Origin of the sequence: Paenibacillus sp. J22TS3, assembly GCF_018403205.1 — a bacterium.
Lineage (GTDB): Bacteria > Bacillota > Bacilli > Paenibacillales > Paenibacillaceae > Fontibacillus > Fontibacillus tuaregi.
Genome location: NZ_BOSF01000002.1, coordinates 715491 through 733199 on the forward strand (window position 1 = coordinate 715491; position 17709 = coordinate 733199).

Sequence of the window (17709 nt, forward strand, 5' to 3'; positions counted from 1 at the left end):
GGGTAATGATGGGGGAACGATCAAATCAAAGGAGGCAGTTAAGATGGCTAAAAAAATTGTTGGTGTATTTGATACCGATCGTGAAGCGACTGCCGCAATTGAATCCCTTCAAGCTCAGGGGTTCCGTTCGGATGAAATTTCAGTAGTAACCAAGAACCGGGATGACCAGACAGCAATCAGTGAGGAGACAGGCTCTAAAGCACCTGAAGGTGTAGCCACCGGAGCGGCTACGGGCGGTGTGGTTGGCGGTGTAGCCGGACTGCTAGCCGGACTAGGACTGCTCGCGGTTCCGGGTGTTGGCCCGATCCTAGCGGCTGGGCCGATTGCGGCAACATTGACTGGCGCGGCAGTGGGCGCTGGTGCGGGCGGTCTTGTCGGCGGTTTAGTTGGTCTGGGTATCCCTGAGGATGAGGCGAAGGAATATGGAGACTATGTGGATAACGGCAAAATTCTTGTCCTGGTGGACGAGGATGACCGGGGCCGTACGGTCTATGATACATTCCGGACAAATCGTTCCTTGAACGCGTCCCGTTATAATAATTATACGGATACTAATCCGAGACTCTAAATTTACCGAACACCAAGAGACTTCGGCATTCACCTATGCTGGAGATCATATGAATATACGAAAGAGTCCACCTGAATCTTGGCGGACTCTTTTTGTATAACAGTTAGTGAATAATCCCGCTTTTTTTGGCTTTGCTTACCAGTGGAGCGGCGAGGCGGTTAATTTGCTGCTTTAAGCCGAGCCCAAGTAATAAGGCCAGCATGGCATAGATGAGAAGGATAAGGATATCCCTTATCACCAGATCAGGCACCATGCCGCCGACAGCCTCTCTTAGCAGTCCGATTCCGTAAGTGAATGGGAGGAACGGATATATTTTTTGGAAAAAGAGAGGGGTTACCTGGATGGGAAACGTTCCACCCGACCCCGCAAGCTGGAGCACCAAGAGTACGATGGCCATCGCCTTGCCCACATTGCCGAAGACGGAGACCAGGGTGTAGATCATCAGCATAAAGACTAGGCTGAGCAGCAGGCTGAACAGGACAAAGGCGAGCTTTTCTTTGGCATAAGTCCCGAGAATGAAGAGATCCCCCGTAGACACAAAGACAGACTGCAGCAGAGCCAGAGTGCCAAAGGTAAGAAAACGTCCCAGATAAATTTGATAGCTTTGGAATTCAGAAGGAGAGTGAACTTCCACGGTCAGCATCGAGACAAGAAGCAGTCCCCCCACCCATAATGAAAGGGTTGTGAAGAAAGGGGACATTGCTGATCCATAGTTAGGAATCGGAAACAGCTTGTGCTCAGTAAGAATCACCGGTTCCGCAAAAAAATCGCTCTCTTTCTGGTAATTCAACTGGAGCAGCCGGATCAGATCTTCCAGCCTCCCGTCTTTCTCAAACGCTTTGATTCGCTCGCTGATCTTCTTGATGTTTGCTTCCGCTGACGGAAGTTGGCCTCTGATCAGCTCCGCATTTCTTGTGCCGACAGCAAGCCCCTTGGACGCATCCGTCAAAATTTTCTGTACCTTAGGGAGCGAGTTCTGGGCATCGGTCAGCAGGGAACGGCTGGTTGCCGCAGTTTCCTTCGCCCGGCCTACAGCTCCGCTGATGGCTGGTACAATTTCACTGTCATAGCTGCTGACGAGCTGGTCCAGGTCTCCGGAGATCCGGTTGGATGTTTGAATAAAAGAATTAACGAGATCGTTGGCATTCGCACTGCCATTTTGTACCGCCTGCTTGAGCTGGCCCAGCTTCGTTCCCAGGGACTGTACGCTGTCCGAAATGCCCCGCATATGATCGGCAACGCGGCTGAGCGGACCGCCTGGATTCAGCTGGCTTAACCTGTCTATCAGGGAAAGGAAGGTCCCGGCAGCATCTCTCGCCTTCGCGAGATCCTGCGAGGCTATTTCGAGCCTCGGCAGCTCCGCGCTTAGCTCTTCAGGCTTCAGGCCTTTAAGGTCAGCAGCAATCCTGCTGGCCGCTCCGAGGCTGTCTCTGGTCTGAACAAGCGCATTCTTAATTTGAGGGGCGGCTTGATCCAGTGCAGAGCCGGTCTGGTCAAGGAAGTGTATGAGGCTGGATGCGAAGTCAGCACCTTGACCCGCAAGCCGTACCGCATCAGGGATTTTTTGCTGCACTTGAGCAACGATTTTCTGGCCTTCTGCCAAATCCCGAACCGCAGTATCTGCCGCTTGGTTAATTTCCGGGAACATGGAGACGAGCTGGAAGATCAGTCCTTTCATTTTGTTCATTAAAGGCAGCTCTTTTTCCAGTTCCACACCAATTTCATTAAAAATTTTGAAGATGGTGCCGTTTGCGGTTTTTACAAAGTTGCGGTTCACTTCCTCTGTAACGGAGCTTGCCCCCTTGGAGGTGATCTTAGGTGCGACGGCATTGATCTTCTCGTTAACGCTGTACAGAATTTCAGCCTTGACCGGTGCGGAAGTCAGCACGCTGGCGATGCGTGTGGAGAAGTCAGCCGGAATTTCAAGGGCGGCATAGTAATCTCCGTGTCTAAGTCCTTTTTGGGCTTCATCATGGGGGACAAATACCCAGCCTATGTTGGTGTTTTCTTGAAGTGACTTTTTGATTTCATCACCCAGATTCAGGTGCTTGCCTTGGATGACGGCCCCCTGATCCAGTGTGGTTACGGCAATTTGAACCCCTTGCGTGGAGCTGTAAGGGTCCCATGAGGCTTCGATGTTGAACCAGGCATACAGCGAAGGAAGCAGCACAAGTCCCAGAATAATTACTGCTGCAGCCCAATTGGTTGTAATATTACGGATATCCTGTTCGTAGATCGACCATATTTTTGACATGCTGACCGCCTATTTAGTAAGAATTTTGCATAGTATTGCTGAATTAGCCCCAGATCATTCCAATGTGAATGAAAAAGAATTTAATCTTACTGAAAATGAAGAAAAGGAGTGAACCCATTGAGTATTTCCGTTAAAAAGATATTTCTGGTTGCAGCCGTTCTTGGACTGAGCGTGACTGTCTGCGGGTTAACTTCATATTCTCACGCTGCTGCGGAAGCGTCCGGCCTGTCTATGAATCATTGGACTAAGCCCTCGGAGAAGGGAAGCCTCCGTCCGTTATGGAGCATTCCCGCAGCTTCGCCTATTCCGGAGAATAAGGAACTGCGGGAATCCCGGGCTGCAGCAGGAGATGGTCAGTTCTATATCGTTCAGCAGGGTGTGCTCAAGGCCTTGGATGCAGCTGACGGACAGGTACGGTGGAGCTATGGAGCGGATTTGAATCCCAAAATTGTTTACAGCCAGGGGAGCTTGTACGGCAGCTCTGAGGACGGGACTATATTTGCGGTAAATTCAAAAGGAAAGAAACTATGGGAATCGGCAAGAACGGTTACCAAAGCGGGCAAGCTGGTGTCGTCAGGTGATACGCTTTACGTTCTTAGAGGAATTGATATTTTTGCTTTTAATATTCACACAGGACAGCTCAGATGGGAGAATCACGACACGTTCGCTGCGGATGGAGGAATGGAACTTGCCGTGCAGGAGGGTGTCGTATTCCGTTCATATACAGGGGGGATTACCGGATCTGCGGGTACGTTAAAAGCATTTGATGCCAGTACGGGTGTCAAGCTCTGGGAGCGAAGCGGAGTTAAAGTACCTATCCTGATTCGGGATGGTGCGGCCTATGCCGTATGTGAACCGGGTCCGTTTGCCGAACCTGAAGCTGAACTAAAGCTGACGGCGCTTCATGTTAAGAGCGGGGAGATCAAGAACAATTATCTGTATAACTGGTCACCAAGACCGCTGTCCGGGATGCGCGGCTATACGGCAGAGGCTGTTATAAAAGGGGATTTGCTGTACGCGAGCCACAACGGCCAGGCTGTGATTTATGCGCTTTCCCAATACACCGGGGCCGGGGATCAGCCGAAGGAAATGTTTACCGGGCAATTTCAAGACATTGTACAGGTTTTGCCGGGCAGCTACAGTGACCGGATTTTTTATGAAGCAAGATCAAGTTTGCCTTATCTGTTATTAAAGTCGATCCATATTAAAGACAAAAGTACGGTGACATACAATATTGACAATCCTGCTGCCCAGATCAGTATCTTCGGGAACGGAGTATATGTGGGGCAGATGGATGGGAAATTCCGGGCGTTTGAACTGGGCAGCGGCGCAGGGGTGTTTACTGTGGAGACTGACTCACGCAATTATGGCCCTGTTTTGTTTGAGAAAGGGTATATGCTAATCCAGACTGATAGCCAATTTCTGGGGATTAAGATACCGGATAAACTAAACTGAAACACCTATATAAAATGAACTTTAGAATTAACCGATCTCAGCTTCGATCCCGAATGATTCTGAAGAAGCGGAGCGTCCGCCTTTGTCTACGAAATGCCCCACTGGATAGTTATTTCAAGCATTTTTTATATTTTCGCTAAATTTTTAGGGATAAATTTGACTAAAAACTCATAGATTCTGGCGCTAAAAATAGAAATTTATCCTTTTTTAGACGGGTCAATTATGTTTAAATGAAGATGTAAAAGCTACCAAGTTGAAGTGATGAAAGTCCTTTTAACATTCGTAGCTTTTTTCTGCCTTAATAGTGGCTAGGGCAGAATGTAAACGCATTCATAGTGGATATGAAAGGAGGCAGATACCGGGACAGGCACAAGTTGCCCGTGCTGTGAACAGGTTTAAACCGCTGCCGTGAAGAGGCAGCTATTTTCTAATGAAAGGTGAGTTAATAACGAGAGAAAAGACGGGTAGTACAAGCTATATTAGTTGAACCAAAGAAAGACCAGGGGAAGAGGCAAAAGGGTGAAATGATTCTTTTAAGGCGTTGCGTTCGCCTACGGGAACGGGATTCTACCGTTTTGAGATGTTTAGATCAAGAAATCGGTGAACAGCAGCGATCTTAAAGAACAGTTCACCCGGACGCCTTTAACCGTATTAATCACTGTTAAGACTCTAGGTTGGCTTGATAGGGGCTCTTTTTTGTGCACATTTTTTGCTCTATGAAGTTCATTCATTCATTTCATAGTTTACAAGGAGGATTTTAATGTCAAAAATTAAAACCAAAGGCGCTAAAGCGGGCCGCTTCTTAGCTATTCTTGCTTTGACGGCTGCGCTCGTGGTGCCTGTGCTATCGGCTGCCCCGCAAAGGACGGACGCAGCTGATGGTTATAAGGTAGTCGGGTATTATCCTTCATGGGGGGCCTACGGTCGGAACTTTAATGTAACGGATATTGATGCCTCCAAGGTGGATTTCATCAATTACGCATTTGCCGATATTGCCTGGAATGGACGTCACGGAAACCCAGATCCGACGGGGCCTAACCCGACTACTTGGCCGACTCAGGACGAGAAAGGGCAGACGATCAATGTTCCTAACGGCACGATTGTTCTTGGTGATCCCTGGATCGATACCCAGAAGAACTTTGCCGGAGACACCTGGGATCAGCCTATCGCCGGTAATATCAATCAACTGAACGTCCTTAAGAAGAAGAATCCAAATTTGAAAACGATCATTTCGGTCGGCGGATGGTCTTGGTCCAACCGCTTTTCGGATGTGGCTGCAAGTCAATCTACCCGTGAGACGTTTGCCAAATCCGCCGTTGATTTCATTCACAAATTCGGTTTCGACGGCGTGGATCTAGACTGGGAATATCCGGTGGGCGGCGGACTTGCTGGCAACAGCGTAAGTCTTGCGGATAAGACAAACTACACTCTTCTGCTGCAGGAAATCCGCAATAAGCTGGATGCTGCAGGAGCCAAGGACGGCAAGCATTACTATCTGACGATCGCGTCCGGTGCAGGCCCTACTTTTGTCAACAACACGGAGCTTGGTAAAATCGGTGCTATTGTTGACTGGATCAACATTATGACGTATGACTTCAACGGTGGATGGGTGAAGGTATCCGCCCACAATGCACCGCTGTACTATGATTCGGCTGCCCAAGCGGCAGGTGTTCCCAATGCTGACACCTTCAACGTGGATGCTGCCGTTAAAGGCCATCTGAACGCAGGCGTGCCAGCGAGCAAGATCGTTCTTGGACTTCCTTTCTACGGCCGCGGCTGGGATAGTGTAGGTTCTGCGAACAATGGCCAGTATCAGACTGCGAGCGGCGCTTCGCAAGCTGGAACTTGGGAGAATGGCGTATTTGATTTCAATGACCTGGAAGCCAATTATATCAATAAAAACGGATACACCAGGTACTGGAACGATACAGCCAAGGTTCCTTATCTCTACAATCCGTCCAACAAGCGGTTCATTTCTTATGACGATGTGGAATCCCTCGGTTACAAGACGGCTTATATCAAGTCCAAAGGACTTGGCGGCGGCATGTTCTGGGAACTGAGCAGTGACCGTAACAAAACACTTCAGGCCAAATTGCGCGCAGATCTCGGCGGTCCTGTGAGCCCTGGCGACACCCAAGCTCCAACGGCTCCAACCGGGCTGAAATCCACAGCCAAGACAGCAAGTTCCGTTACTCTCTCCTGGTCCGCTTCGACGGATAATGTAGGGGTAACTGGTTATGATGTATACAACGGTTCTACCCTTGCCGCAAGTGTAACTGGCACTACGGCCACAATCAGCGGCCTCAAGGCTAATACGGCATATTCCTTCACGGTAAAAGCCAAAGATGCCGCAGGCAATGTATCCGCTGCAAGCGCGGCCGTAAGTGTGACTACGGACAACACAAATACACCAAGCGACACAACAGCTCCTTCCGCTCCAAGCAACCTGGTCTCCACTTCCGTTACAGCTAACAGTGTGAGCCTGAGCTGGACAGCATCCACAGATAACGTGGGTGTGGTAGGGTACGATGTTTACAACGGCAGCACACTCGCGGCAACTGTAACTTCTCCAAGTGCGGTGATCAGTGGTCTTGCGGCGAACACGGAATATACTTTTACTGTTAAAGCGAAGGATGCCGCGGGTAATGTATCTACAGCGAGCAATGCGCTTAAGGTGAAGACGGGCGATTCCGGCTCTGCCATCAAGGAGTGGGCTCCGTACACAGCTTATACAGCAGGTCAACTGGTAACTTACAACGCTAAAACGTACAAAGCGCTTCAACCTCACACTTCACTTCCAGGCTGGGAACCTAGCAATGTTCCTGCGCTGTGGCAGTTGAACTAACGGTATTTTTATTCCTGTAGACCCTGGTATATTGCAGAATATAGGCAATAAGAACCGTGAAAATGATGAACGCTTACATTTTTCTGTTGACGGATATGAGCGATTGATTTATGATTAGCTCATAAAAGAAAAACACTTAAATGGCGTGTTACCGTAACGGGCATGAGCCAAGGAAAGTATACCTTATTTTATATGGTCCTCTTTCCTTGGCTCTTTTTGATTTTTCGTAATAAGGAGGGTTTCAAGATCATGAAAGAACCGGAACTTCTCCAAGTTCAACGTGTAATCGGTAACAATGTCGTTATGGCTCAAGGAGGGAAAAACGGCAAAGAATACGTTCTCTTGGGAAAAGGTATCGGATTCGCAGTAAAGGGCACAGGGACTATTGAAGCAGATGATCCCCGAATTGAGAAGCGCTTTAAACTTGAGGACCGGGAACAATGGAGTCAGTATGAAAGCTTGATGGAGGATTTTGACCCCAAGGTAGTGCATATCACGGATGAGATCATTAATTATATCTCCACAAGTCTTCCGGGAAAGCTCAATGACAAAATATACTTGGCTCTGCCAAGCCATATTCAGTTCACCGTGTACCGTCTTCGCAACGGAATGGACATTATTAACCCGTTTCTGCAGGAAACGAAGCTGTGCTTCCCTAAAGAGTTTGAAATCGCTTCCAAGGCGGCGGAAATGATTAGCGAAGCTTTTAATATTCATGTGCCTGAGGATGAAGTGGGGTTTCTGACTTATCACGTGTACTCAGCTGTGAGCAATGTGCCTGTCGGTCAGCTTGTGAAGGCTTCCAATATCGTCAATCAGCTGCTGGAGATCATCCAGCAGGAGAAGAAGATTACTTTTCAACAGGGCAGCATGAGCCATGTTCGCCTGATGCTTCATCTGCGTTATTCGCTTGAGCGTATCCTGCTTAATACCAAAGTGGATAATCCGTTTGTCAATCATATCCGCCTCGAGTACAGGGAAGAATATGCAATGGCGAAGCGTCTGGGGAAAGTGATGGAAGATGAGCTCGGCAAGAAAGTACCAGAAGAAGAGATCTGTTATATTGCTATGCATTTGTACCGATTGTACCGGACTACTAACTAAACATAAACACATGAAGGTAGGGGACGCAATATGTTTTCAAAATGGAGAAAGAAACATACTGAACAGCAAGTTTTGGAGATTTTAGCACCAGTGACAGGAACGGCCGTTACCCTGGAATCTGTACCGGACGAAGCATTTGCTGGAGGACATATGGGGAAAGGGATTGCTATTGAACCTACCGAGGGCAAGCTGATCGCCCCGTTCGATGGAACAATCGCACATGTCATCAAGTCCAAACATGCGGTGATGATGGAGCATTCCACAGGGTTGCAGTTTTTATTTCATATCGGTGTCAATACCGTCTCTCTCAAGGGAGAAGGTTTTATAAGTCATATACAGACAGGCGATGCGGTAAAAGCAGGACAGACCCTGATCGAATTCGACATCGAAAAGATCAAGGAAGCCGGTTACCCTGTAGTTACACCAGTTATAGTAACAAACGCTGATGAGCTGACAGATACACTAGAGAACAACCTCGGACCGGTACAGGCCGGCAGGGACGTCGTTCTGAAAGCGATTTTAAAGGCTTAGGCCAATATATTTGAAAGGGTGAAGTAAGATGTTGGCATTTCTTCAGAAAATCGGGAAGTCCTTGATGCTCCCGGTTGCCTCGCTACCTGCAGCAGCAATTCTTATGCGGTTTGGTAACATTGATTATGTCAAGGACTTCCACATGGGTAGTGCGGGGGAATTTTTAAACAAGTATATTGCCCCTTTTCTTGACGCGGGGGGATCTACAATCTTTGACAATTTACCCCTAATCTTTGCAATCGGGGTTGCCATTGGTCTTGTGGGTGACGCAGTTGCTGCTCTATCCGCTGCCATTGGGTATGAAATTTTGCTTCGTGTTCTTGCCAAGGTTCCGACTGTTTTTGATAACCTAATGAGTAAAGATGCAAAGCTGGACATGGGAGTTCTAGGTGGTATCCTAGTAGGGTGTATCGCAGCATTTCTATATAAGAAATATCATAACATAAAGCTGCCTGACTGGCTTGGCTTCTTTGGCGGTAAACGGTTTGTTCCCATGGTTACTGCCTTTACGATGGTTGTTGTAGGCTTGATATTTGGTCTGATTTGGGGACCTGTACAAAGTGCACTTGATACTTTTGGTAACTGGATTGTTAGCTTAGGTGGTATCGGTAGTGCATTCTACATGATTGCAAACCGTTTATTGGTTCCATTTGGATTGCACCATATTATTAACTCTATCGTATGGTTCCAGATTGGTGACTTCACAGATGCAGTGGGTAAAGTCATTCACGGAGACCTCCACCGATTCTTTGCTGGCGACAAATCAGCGGGTATGTTTATGACAGGTTTCTTCCCAATTATGATGTTCGCACTTCCAGCAGCAGCATTTGCGATCATTCATGCTGCCAAACCTGAGAGACGCAAGGCCGTAGCTTCAATATTTATTGGAGCAGCATTTGCTTCATTCCTAACAGGTATTACAGAACCACTTGAATTTGCCTTTATGTTTGTTGCACCTGTATTGTATGGTATTCATGCTATCTTGTCAGGTGTTGCAGGATACGTTATGTATGCACTAGGTGTTAAACTCGGATTTGGTTTCTCAGCAGGTTTCCTCGATTATGCAATAAACTATCCGCTTGCAACTAAGCCGCTCCTTCTAATTCCTGTAGGCTTGGTATTTGCAGCAGTATACTATCTCTTATTCAGAGTATTGATTGCAAAAATGAATTTAAAAACTCCTGGACGTGAAGATGAATTTGTTTCAGAGGGCCAAGAAACAGGCACTTCTAATACAATTGCTCCAGGTGACAGCAAAGCGGCCAAAATCTTGGCTAACATCGGTGGTGCGGACAACATCCAATCCATTGATGCATGTATTACTCGCCTGCGTCTGGTTGTAAAAGACGAAAAAGCCGTAAACGATGCGAATCTGAAAGCACTAGGTGCTTCTGGGGTTATGCGTCTGGGTAAAGGCGCGGTACAGGTTGTATTCGGACCTCAATCCGAAGCGATCAAGGACGATATTAAGAAACTGATGTAAGTTGATTATCAGGGTACTCAAGAAACAGGGCGGATCAGTTCCGTCCTGTTTTTTTCGCTTAATAGTTAGAACGTGAGAACGACAAATAAGTTTCATTTATTTATCTTGCTTCACCCCAGGCCATATCGTATATTCGGACGAGAAGGTTATTTTCATACGGTTAGGCAGGGGATTTATGTGTCATACAGGCAAATTAAATGGATTATATTGATTGTGCCTTCCATTATTGTAGGGTTGTGGGAGTTTGTTAGACACCAATTTTTAATACCATATATCTCAATGGGACTTGGTAACTTTATTACCCCGGTTATTTTGTTTGTTGTCAGTGTTACGCTTCTGTACCGTCTGTTTGCGCTGCTGGAGCGGGTACAGGAGGAATTGAACGTGGAGCGGGCTCATAAGGCCGAACTGGAAGCCAGAGAGCAGCTTGCAAGAGAACTGCATGATGGAATCGCCCAGTCCTTATTCCTGCTGTCGGTCAAGATCGACAAGGCTGAACGCCAGATGACCCAGGCAGGAGCGGAAGGAGGTCTGGATGAACTGCGAAAAACTGTACATGAGGTGAACAGATACGTGCGTCAGTCGATCTCCAATCTGAAATATCCTGGAGACCGCAGCGAAGACGGTCAGGTGACGATGGGACACCGGGTCGGTCATTTAGCTGAGGAGGCCCAGGTCCACGCGCAGGTAAGCTGGAACCTGGATGAGGATGGATTCACAGCAAGAGAACAAGTGGAGCTTCTGGCGTGTATCCGGGAAGCCTTGTTTAATGTAAGAAAGCACGCTTCGGCTAGTCGGGTTATTGTGAATGGGGAAGGGAACAGGCAGGCGTGGCATGTGGACATCAGGGATAATGGGACAGGATTCAGAAATAAATCCTATCTGGAGGACCGCGATAAGTATGGGATCAAGATTATGCGTGAACGAACAGAGGAGATGGGATGGAACCTGTCCATAAGCTCGGAAGAGGGAAGCACGCTGGTTCGAATTGAGAGCAGAAAGGGGGAATGATGATGAAAGCACGTGTACTGGTGGTCGATGATCATGCCCATGCGAGGGAAGGAATTTGTGATATTTTGGCGGAGGACTCTTCATTTGAGGTTATTGGAATGGCATCTAGCGGGAAAGAGGCCGTGGAGCTTACGGAGAAATACATGCCTGATCTTATCCTGATGGATATTCATATGCCTGGTATGGATGGGCTGGAGGCAACCCGGACGATCAAGCTCAGGTTCCCTTATGTCAAAATTGTACTGATCACTGTATCGGATGATGCTGCCCATTTGTTTGAAGCTTTAAAGCAAGGGGCTCAGGGCTTTCTGCTGAAGAACTTGTCTCCGTCCACATGGGTTGAATATTTAAGAGCCATTATGACGGATGAAGCACCGATGTCCAGGGATTTGGCACATCAAATTCTTCAAGAGTTTCCGGCAGCCCCTAGGCAGGAGGTAGGGGATCATCCACTGACCAGCCGGGAGAGGGAGATTCTGGACTGGGTAGCCAGGGGACTAACCAATAGGGAAATTGCAGGAGAATTACAAATATCTGATCAAACTGTAAAAAACCACTTGAAAAATATTTTACATAAGCTACAATTGGAGAATAGGGTTCAATTAACCCGGTATGCCCTGGAACAGGGCTGGGTTACTAAACGTACGACTAACTGAATCACAGTTGCAGGACTTTAAAGCATCAAGTCGCTTCCTTGGGTACAAGGTGGCGGCTTTTTTTGTTTTTACAGATATAAGAAGGACTGTATGCCTAAGCCATAGAAGTAATAAAGTACTATCCTATAATTTTCCATATTGTAACCCGTTTGGCTGATTATTTGAGATGTGAATACATAATTGAGGAGTGTGCAGGTATGAAAAAAAGGTTGGCATTATCTCTGTTGGCGGTAGGGATTCTTACATCAGGGCTCACGGCTAGCCCTTGGATTGCAGCAGCTGAGGGCTTTAGCGGCTTCAAGGACAAGCTTCCAGGATGGGCCAAAGCCGATATCGAATATGCTGCGGGAAAGGGGTATATGAAGGGGAATGAGAAAGGAAATTTTCGTCCGGAAGCTACGATAAGCCGGGCTGAGTTCGCGGCGATTCTCGCACGCGTCTCTAATAATACGCCAGATGAGGGGACAACAGGCTTCAGCAGTATTCCCGGATGGAGTCAGAATGAGGTCAATGTGGCGGTAAGCAAGGGATTTATCTCTCCAAGCGATTATCCTAATGGCTTCAATCCAGACACACCGCTGACTCGCAGGGAGCTGGCGAAATGGGTTGCTTCCGGTCTTGCGGCGAAAGATGAGGACTTCAAGAAAGCCTTGGCCGATACGGCGGATACCCTTGTTCCGGTGGCGGAGTATTACAAGGGCGGGCTGAATAAGGCCGACTATCCGTATGTTTCCGTTGCTTTAGGAACAGGCTTGATGGCAGGCTATCCGGACGGCCGATTTGGTCCTGGTCAGACGACGACCCGGGCAGAGGCAGCGGTGATCCTGCGGAGGTTTGAGGCGATTCAGGATAAGAAGCCGGTGGCATTTCAGGATTTGAAGGAGATGCGGGAGGTTGGACTGACGGGCACGAATGCGATTAGTTTGGGGTTTAAACATAGAAAATATGATGATGGTAGGGAAGCTGCTTTTGCGAACATTCGGAACGTTCCTTACAAACTTAACAACAATCTAGGCACGATCAAATTGAATCGCTTTGTTTTGGTCAACGCTTCAAAGGCAACGGAAGTAAAAAATCTTTACGGGAAGATGTTTGTTGATAAGAATTATGGATCAGCTTTTAAGATGGAAAAGAACCGTTATGAGCTTTTTGTAGAATATACCGTCAACTCAAATGTTGACAATATGGACGTGATGACTTATCTCAATTCATCCAACGACCCATTTTTGCATTTGATAGGCTTTAAGAGTGGGGCGATCAGTAAGTATGGGATTAAGACGATGCCACGCATGGATCTAGTTGCCAAAGAGAAGTTCTTCAAGAAAGGCTTTGAAACAAAGTTCTGGGGGAACGGATTTGTGAATTCTAATCTCCCGATTTACGACACACAAAATGGCGCAGTTATTACGATCAGTGGTAAGACATTTAGTATTTACAAGGAAGATTAAGAGTTTTTCGATTTAAGGAGTTTAACTTATGAGATACTTAAGGCGGACTTTAATGGTTGGACTAACCTGTGTGATCTTAATTCCTAATCTTTTATGGGTGGGTTCACTAATCGTCAATGCGGGCGGCTATGTTAGCGCTAAGCTGCCAAATGTAGAACCAATGAAAGAGACAGTCACTGAAGGAGGAAAGGCAGAACAAACCTGGGTTCGAGAAGGTGAAGTAGATGCAGATGCAAATCCTGGAGTTTATCTCTTTCAACGAGACGATAAAAAGTGGATGGCAGAAACGTATCGGGGCACAGTGCTCTATAACTCCGTAGGATCATTAAGTTCTCCTTATCCAGAGAAAGGACCAGTATTTGAAAATAAGATTAATATGACTAAGTCTGAATACCTGCCGAAGAAGGACTATAGTTTACTAGATGGAGCAGGTAAGACAGCTTTACTAATGACAGATCCTAAAATCATTGGGGCGAATAATAAAACCCCTCTCGAAGATCAAACCAGCACCACACGAGCCTTAGATATCCCCGATAGCGCTAACCTGATTATTACTTCCGTTATTGGTGGTGACATCGAAAGCGCTAGTCCGCCAGATGCCTATTTCACCAACAAACACGAAAAATTCTCAGGCAATAAGTGGAGCGTGGGCTACACCACCCAGGTCCACGTCACTTGGCGAGCCAGCTATGTTGAGAAAAAGAAAATTACTCTCACCGGTGCAGATAGAATTGCCGTAAATAAATCAACAAATTATAGAGCAGGAGTAGCCACATCGGAAGCCAAAAAACCATATGGCACTCCTGCAGATGTATCATCGAGAAGTGATGTGGATTGGAAATCCAGTGACACAAGTGTGGCTACGGTGAGTCCTACGGGAGAAGTGAGGGGGATAGCTAAGGGGACATCTACGATCAGTGTGGACTGGAGGAGCGGGAAGTACTGGCTTCATACCGAGAAAGTTATAGCTGTAGATGTAGATGATAACACACACCCTGGGCAGCCATCTGGCAGCAGCTCCTGTACACCAGTTATCAATCCACCCTCTATGGGAGCCAACCCAACGGCCTCGTTCATGAATCCTAACTCTACCGGCGAGATTTTAAGCGATGATGCCGCGAACGGCCGGCATTTTGACGCTGTTAAGGCTATCCCGACCAGTGAGCATCTATATGCACAGGCCTGGGGCCTGAATTATTTATTCCAAAACTCCTTCGCAAACATGAAGGGGACTGTGGATTACCGCTGCAAGGTAGATGTGAAGTATATTCGCAAATGGAAAGAGAAGGTTCCAGACACCAAAGGCCCTGACGGGAAACCGGTCAAGCATGATGATAAAGACAGGAATGACGAAGTCAATAAGCCCTATACCTTTGAATTGACTCCCCGAAACTACGCCTACTGGGAGATCAAAAAGCTGGAGGTCTTTGGGATCAATCGAGCGAAGCTCAAGAACTATGCTCTGCCTGGGGGTGAAGTGACTTTAACACCTTCTGGATATACACCTCCAAGCCTAGAGGTTGAGAATCACAGTGACGTGAACGATCATGTATTTCCTAAGGAAACGGGAGAAATTATCTATACCCCTCCGGTGCTCGAGACGACGGGTTATGACCCACCGGAAGTCCCTAATGACGAAGGTACATTAAAAGGAATAGCCGAAGCCCAGACCGGTCAGCCTGATGTTAAGAACGACAAGTTGATTTTTAACGGACAGACCATCATGAACGATTCTACCGTGAGCGGTTCAGGACCGGCCCCTGGAACTATTCCTGCCCCAACAAAAATTCCGGATAAGGTACTTTACCAGGATCGGCTGTTAATCAGCAGCAGCTTGCAGAATAGAGCCAATACTGAGAGCGGCGGTAATATATTTTACGAGCTGCTTCCCGAAAATGTAGACGGTGGAGAAGATAGGGAATTTTCGATAGAGCGAATTAACAATGTAACCGTACATACACCTGTCGTTAACTATTCTTCCGTATCGGATGACCAGGCACATAATCAGAAGACCGTGCCGAGCAAAGATAAAGCAGCTATAATTCTGGACCGGCCTTTTGTCATACATATGCCCACATCGGGTCAGCACATTAATGAGCCTGGTTATGGGAATCGTGATTTCACTAAATATTTCAAGATCAAGCAGGTGAGATTCCCGTTTGATGTCTACGATGCAAACAAGATGAGCTATATTTACAAAGGCACATGGATAGACATCCCGATAACCCAAGAATATACGACATTCCAAATGCCCGTATGGGTGGATGAGGGAAGCTATAATGTGGAATTTCGGAATATTGCCGAGAATGCCCCTGCTTCTTTTACGGAACAAAAAAATGCAAACCTTGATCTGGCCCATCATACGGCTTCCGAACTTATTCCAGTCGAGGTAATCGGGAGGGTGTATGATTTCCATGTCACTGATATTGCCGATTATTTATGGGAACAAGTATTTCGACTGCAGAGAGGAAGCACTGTGCCTACGGGGAATTCCTATTGGGTTGGTCTAAATGGAATTGATGGGGAGCGTAGAGGGAACAGTTCTCCGTTCACACTTCCTATCCGTCCTGGCAGCCACCCCGATTGGGGATATAAGAATGTAGCCGTCAAGACAGGCTATCATTTCAAATTTGATTTGAAGAGTAAAGGAAATATGTTTGACGTAAGTGACTCGGTTCTTATAAAACCAACCTTTTACTATACGAGTGAGAATGGGGAGACAAGGTTTCTGGTAGATGTATATTATCAGAGTGACACCCAGAATTTTGTGAAAATAGGCTCGCCGGATGATAAGGTTGAACGGTACGTTATTCTGAATGAACCCCTGCGAAACGTTCCGGCGGAAGAGTTAAATGATACGGCCAGGTATAAATTTGATCATTATTACAATTTTGGACAGGTTGCCGATATTGGCAGAGAGCTATTCACTCAAGAGTACAGGACTAAGGTGTCCATGAAAAAAATACCGATTGGAGGGTATGGAGCCTTGACCCTTCCAGACGGAGTCCGTACATTTATTGGTCCTAAGGAGGGCATCCCTACCAGAGTTGACCCGGATAGAGCAAATGCCTCGGTACAGAAGTGGTACGGGGAATATAGTCTTCCTGCTGATATCTACGCGGTACCAGCCGGTACGAATCTGGCTGAGTATGGGCGGACTCACGGCGGGTTGACAAACAGAAGTCCGATATTCTTAAAGCATGGTTATTTGATCGTCAACTTTGATATTGAAACTATTGACCAGGGAAATAGCAAGGAACCGCGTTTACAGTATATTCACGCTCCTCTTATGAATCAATGGCAGCTGGAGGGATATTCGCGAAAGATTGTTAATCCGTATGGACAACGGTATTCGCTGCTTGATGGAGACGCCCTGTTCTACCATGCGGACAAGTCAAGCCGGGATGATTTTCGGTCAAATGTTACCCATTAGTTGTGGCCATCCTGCTGCGAATATGCCTGCAGAGCTTGACCTACACACCCCTTTCCTTGCAGGAGAGGGGTGTGTTTCTGATGTACCAATGAATCAACGAAGGACAAACCCATGAACTAACCAATCAACAAACGCTGATTCAATGTAACCGACCAACTAAGAACCAACGAACGAGAAACCGATGAACTAACCAATCAATGAACCAATCAACAAACGCCGATTCAATGTAACCAACCAACTAAGAAGCCACGAACGACGAACCGATGAAACTAACCAACCAACCAACCAACCAACCAACCAACCAACCAACCAACCAACCAACCAACACTCAAACGAACAAACGAAATAACCACATAAGTGAAAGTTACAACATATGAAAAATTCACAATAGAAAAAACAATTTTAATTCCCTCCCTACTTACTATCACTCCTAATCCAGCCAATCCACCTCCTCAATCCATCTCAAAGAAGAAAAACAGTGAATTGACCACTATTATGAAAATTTCATATAATAGTTCTATCGAGTCTCAACACTTAGATAAGGAGGGGACAAATATGGCATTTATGATTGCTCAAAGAGCTTTTTTGAAACTATACTTAATCAAAATGGTGGAAGAGCGCCGTGGGTATGGATATCAGATGTTAGAGGATCTTAAGCAGGAGTTTAAGCCTTATGGTTATGTGCCGCCCCAAAGCGAGATTTACCGGGCGCTTCATGAGCTTGTTCAGGAGGGCGTGCTGTACCGGACCAAGAAGCTTAAAGGTAACGATCCAAGTGTAGATTTTCAGGAGATCGTTCTGTATCATTTCACAACGGATGGAAAAGACAAGGCGGATCTCTATCGCAAACAGGTCAAGATGGATCTCGACCGGTGCCTGGGGATACTCCATAAAGCGGAGCAAGATAATTTCAGTTAACGG

Annotated in this window: 13 protein-coding genes; 11 read left to right on the top strand and 2 right to left on the bottom strand. The window is 46.9% G+C overall.

Annotated features, from left to right (window positions below; all coding sequences use genetic code 11):
* Positions 1 to 43 precede the first annotated feature (43 nt).
* A complete protein-coding gene (locus KJS63_RS09230) occupies positions 44 to 568 on the top strand; it encodes a general stress protein (protein WP_213618821.1) in 525 nt (174 codons plus the stop codon).
* 103 nt (positions 569 to 671) lie between these two features.
* On the opposite strand, the gene KJS63_RS09235 is transcribed toward KJS63_RS09230, so the two are convergent.
* Positions 672 to 2822, bottom strand: coding sequence for a YhgE/Pip domain-containing protein (locus KJS63_RS09235; RefSeq protein WP_213618822.1), 2151 nt, complete (start codon positions 2820 to 2822; stop codon positions 672 to 674).
* 117 nt (positions 2823 to 2939) lie between these two features.
* On the opposite strand from KJS63_RS09235, the gene KJS63_RS09240 reads away from it, so the two are divergent.
* The 9 genes from KJS63_RS09240 (at position 2940) to KJS63_RS09280 (ending at position 16788) form a co-directional block, all read left to right on the top strand.
* Positions 2940 to 4277, top strand: coding sequence for an outer membrane protein assembly factor BamB family protein (locus KJS63_RS09240; protein WP_213618823.1), 1338 nt, complete (start codon positions 2940 to 2942; stop codon positions 4275 to 4277).
* Between the two features lie 760 nt (positions 4278 to 5037).
* Positions 5038 to 7122 (top strand): glycosyl hydrolase family 18 protein, encoded by a 2085-nt coding sequence (locus KJS63_RS09245; RefSeq protein WP_213618824.1) that lies wholly within the window; start codon positions 5038 to 5040, stop codon positions 7120 to 7122.
* Positions 7123 to 7371: 249 nt separating this feature from the next.
* Positions 7372 to 8226 (top strand): BglG family transcription antiterminator, encoded by an 855-nt coding sequence (locus tag KJS63_RS09250; protein WP_213618825.1) that lies wholly within the window; start codon positions 7372 to 7374, stop codon positions 8224 to 8226.
* A 30-nt stretch (positions 8227 to 8256) separates the two neighbouring features.
* Entirely contained in the window at positions 8257 to 8757 is a 501-nt protein-coding gene (locus KJS63_RS09255; protein ID WP_213618826.1) for a PTS sugar transporter subunit IIA, read from the top strand.
* Positions 8758 to 8785: 28 nt separating this feature from the next.
* Positions 8786 to 10240 (top strand): N-acetylglucosamine-specific PTS transporter subunit IIBC, encoded by a 1455-nt coding sequence (gene nagE / locus KJS63_RS09260; protein ID WP_213618827.1) that lies wholly within the window; start codon positions 8786 to 8788, stop codon positions 10238 to 10240.
* Between the two features lie 177 nt (positions 10241 to 10417).
* Entirely contained in the window at positions 10418 to 11251 is an 834-nt protein-coding gene (locus tag KJS63_RS09265) for a sensor histidine kinase (RefSeq protein WP_213618828.1), read from the top strand.
* Positions 11252 to 11253: 2 nt separating this feature from the next.
* Complete coding sequence (locus tag KJS63_RS09270) at positions 11254 to 11907, top strand: response regulator (RefSeq protein ID WP_082926938.1); 654 nt, start codon at positions 11254 to 11256, stop codon at positions 11905 to 11907.
* 197 nt (positions 11908 to 12104) lie between these two features.
* Positions 12105 to 13355 carry an S-layer homology domain-containing protein gene (locus tag KJS63_RS09275; protein ID WP_213618829.1) on the top strand — a complete coding sequence of 417 codons (1251 nt, stop codon included), beginning with the start codon at positions 12105 to 12107 and terminating at the stop codon, positions 13353 to 13355.
* Positions 13356 to 13383: 28 nt separating this feature from the next.
* Positions 13384 to 16788: a DUF5704 domain-containing protein gene (locus tag KJS63_RS09280; protein WP_244862542.1), complete on the top strand. Its 3405-nt coding sequence runs from the start codon at positions 13384 to 13386 to the stop codon at positions 16786 to 16788.
* A gap of 269 nt (positions 16789 to 17057) precedes the next feature.
* Here KJS63_RS09280 and KJS63_RS26640 read toward each other — a convergent pair whose 3' ends face one another.
* A complete protein-coding gene (locus KJS63_RS26640) occupies positions 17058 to 17231 on the bottom strand; it encodes a hypothetical protein (RefSeq protein ID WP_244862543.1) in 174 nt (57 codons plus the stop codon).
* A 112-nt stretch (positions 17232 to 17343) separates the two neighbouring features.
* On the opposite strand from KJS63_RS26640, the gene KJS63_RS09290 reads away from it, so the two are divergent.
* On the top strand, positions 17344 to 17706 hold the full coding sequence (locus KJS63_RS09290; protein WP_213618831.1) for a replication termination protein: 363 nt from the start codon (positions 17344 to 17346) through the stop codon (positions 17704 to 17706).
* Positions 17707 to 17709 lie beyond the last annotated feature (3 nt).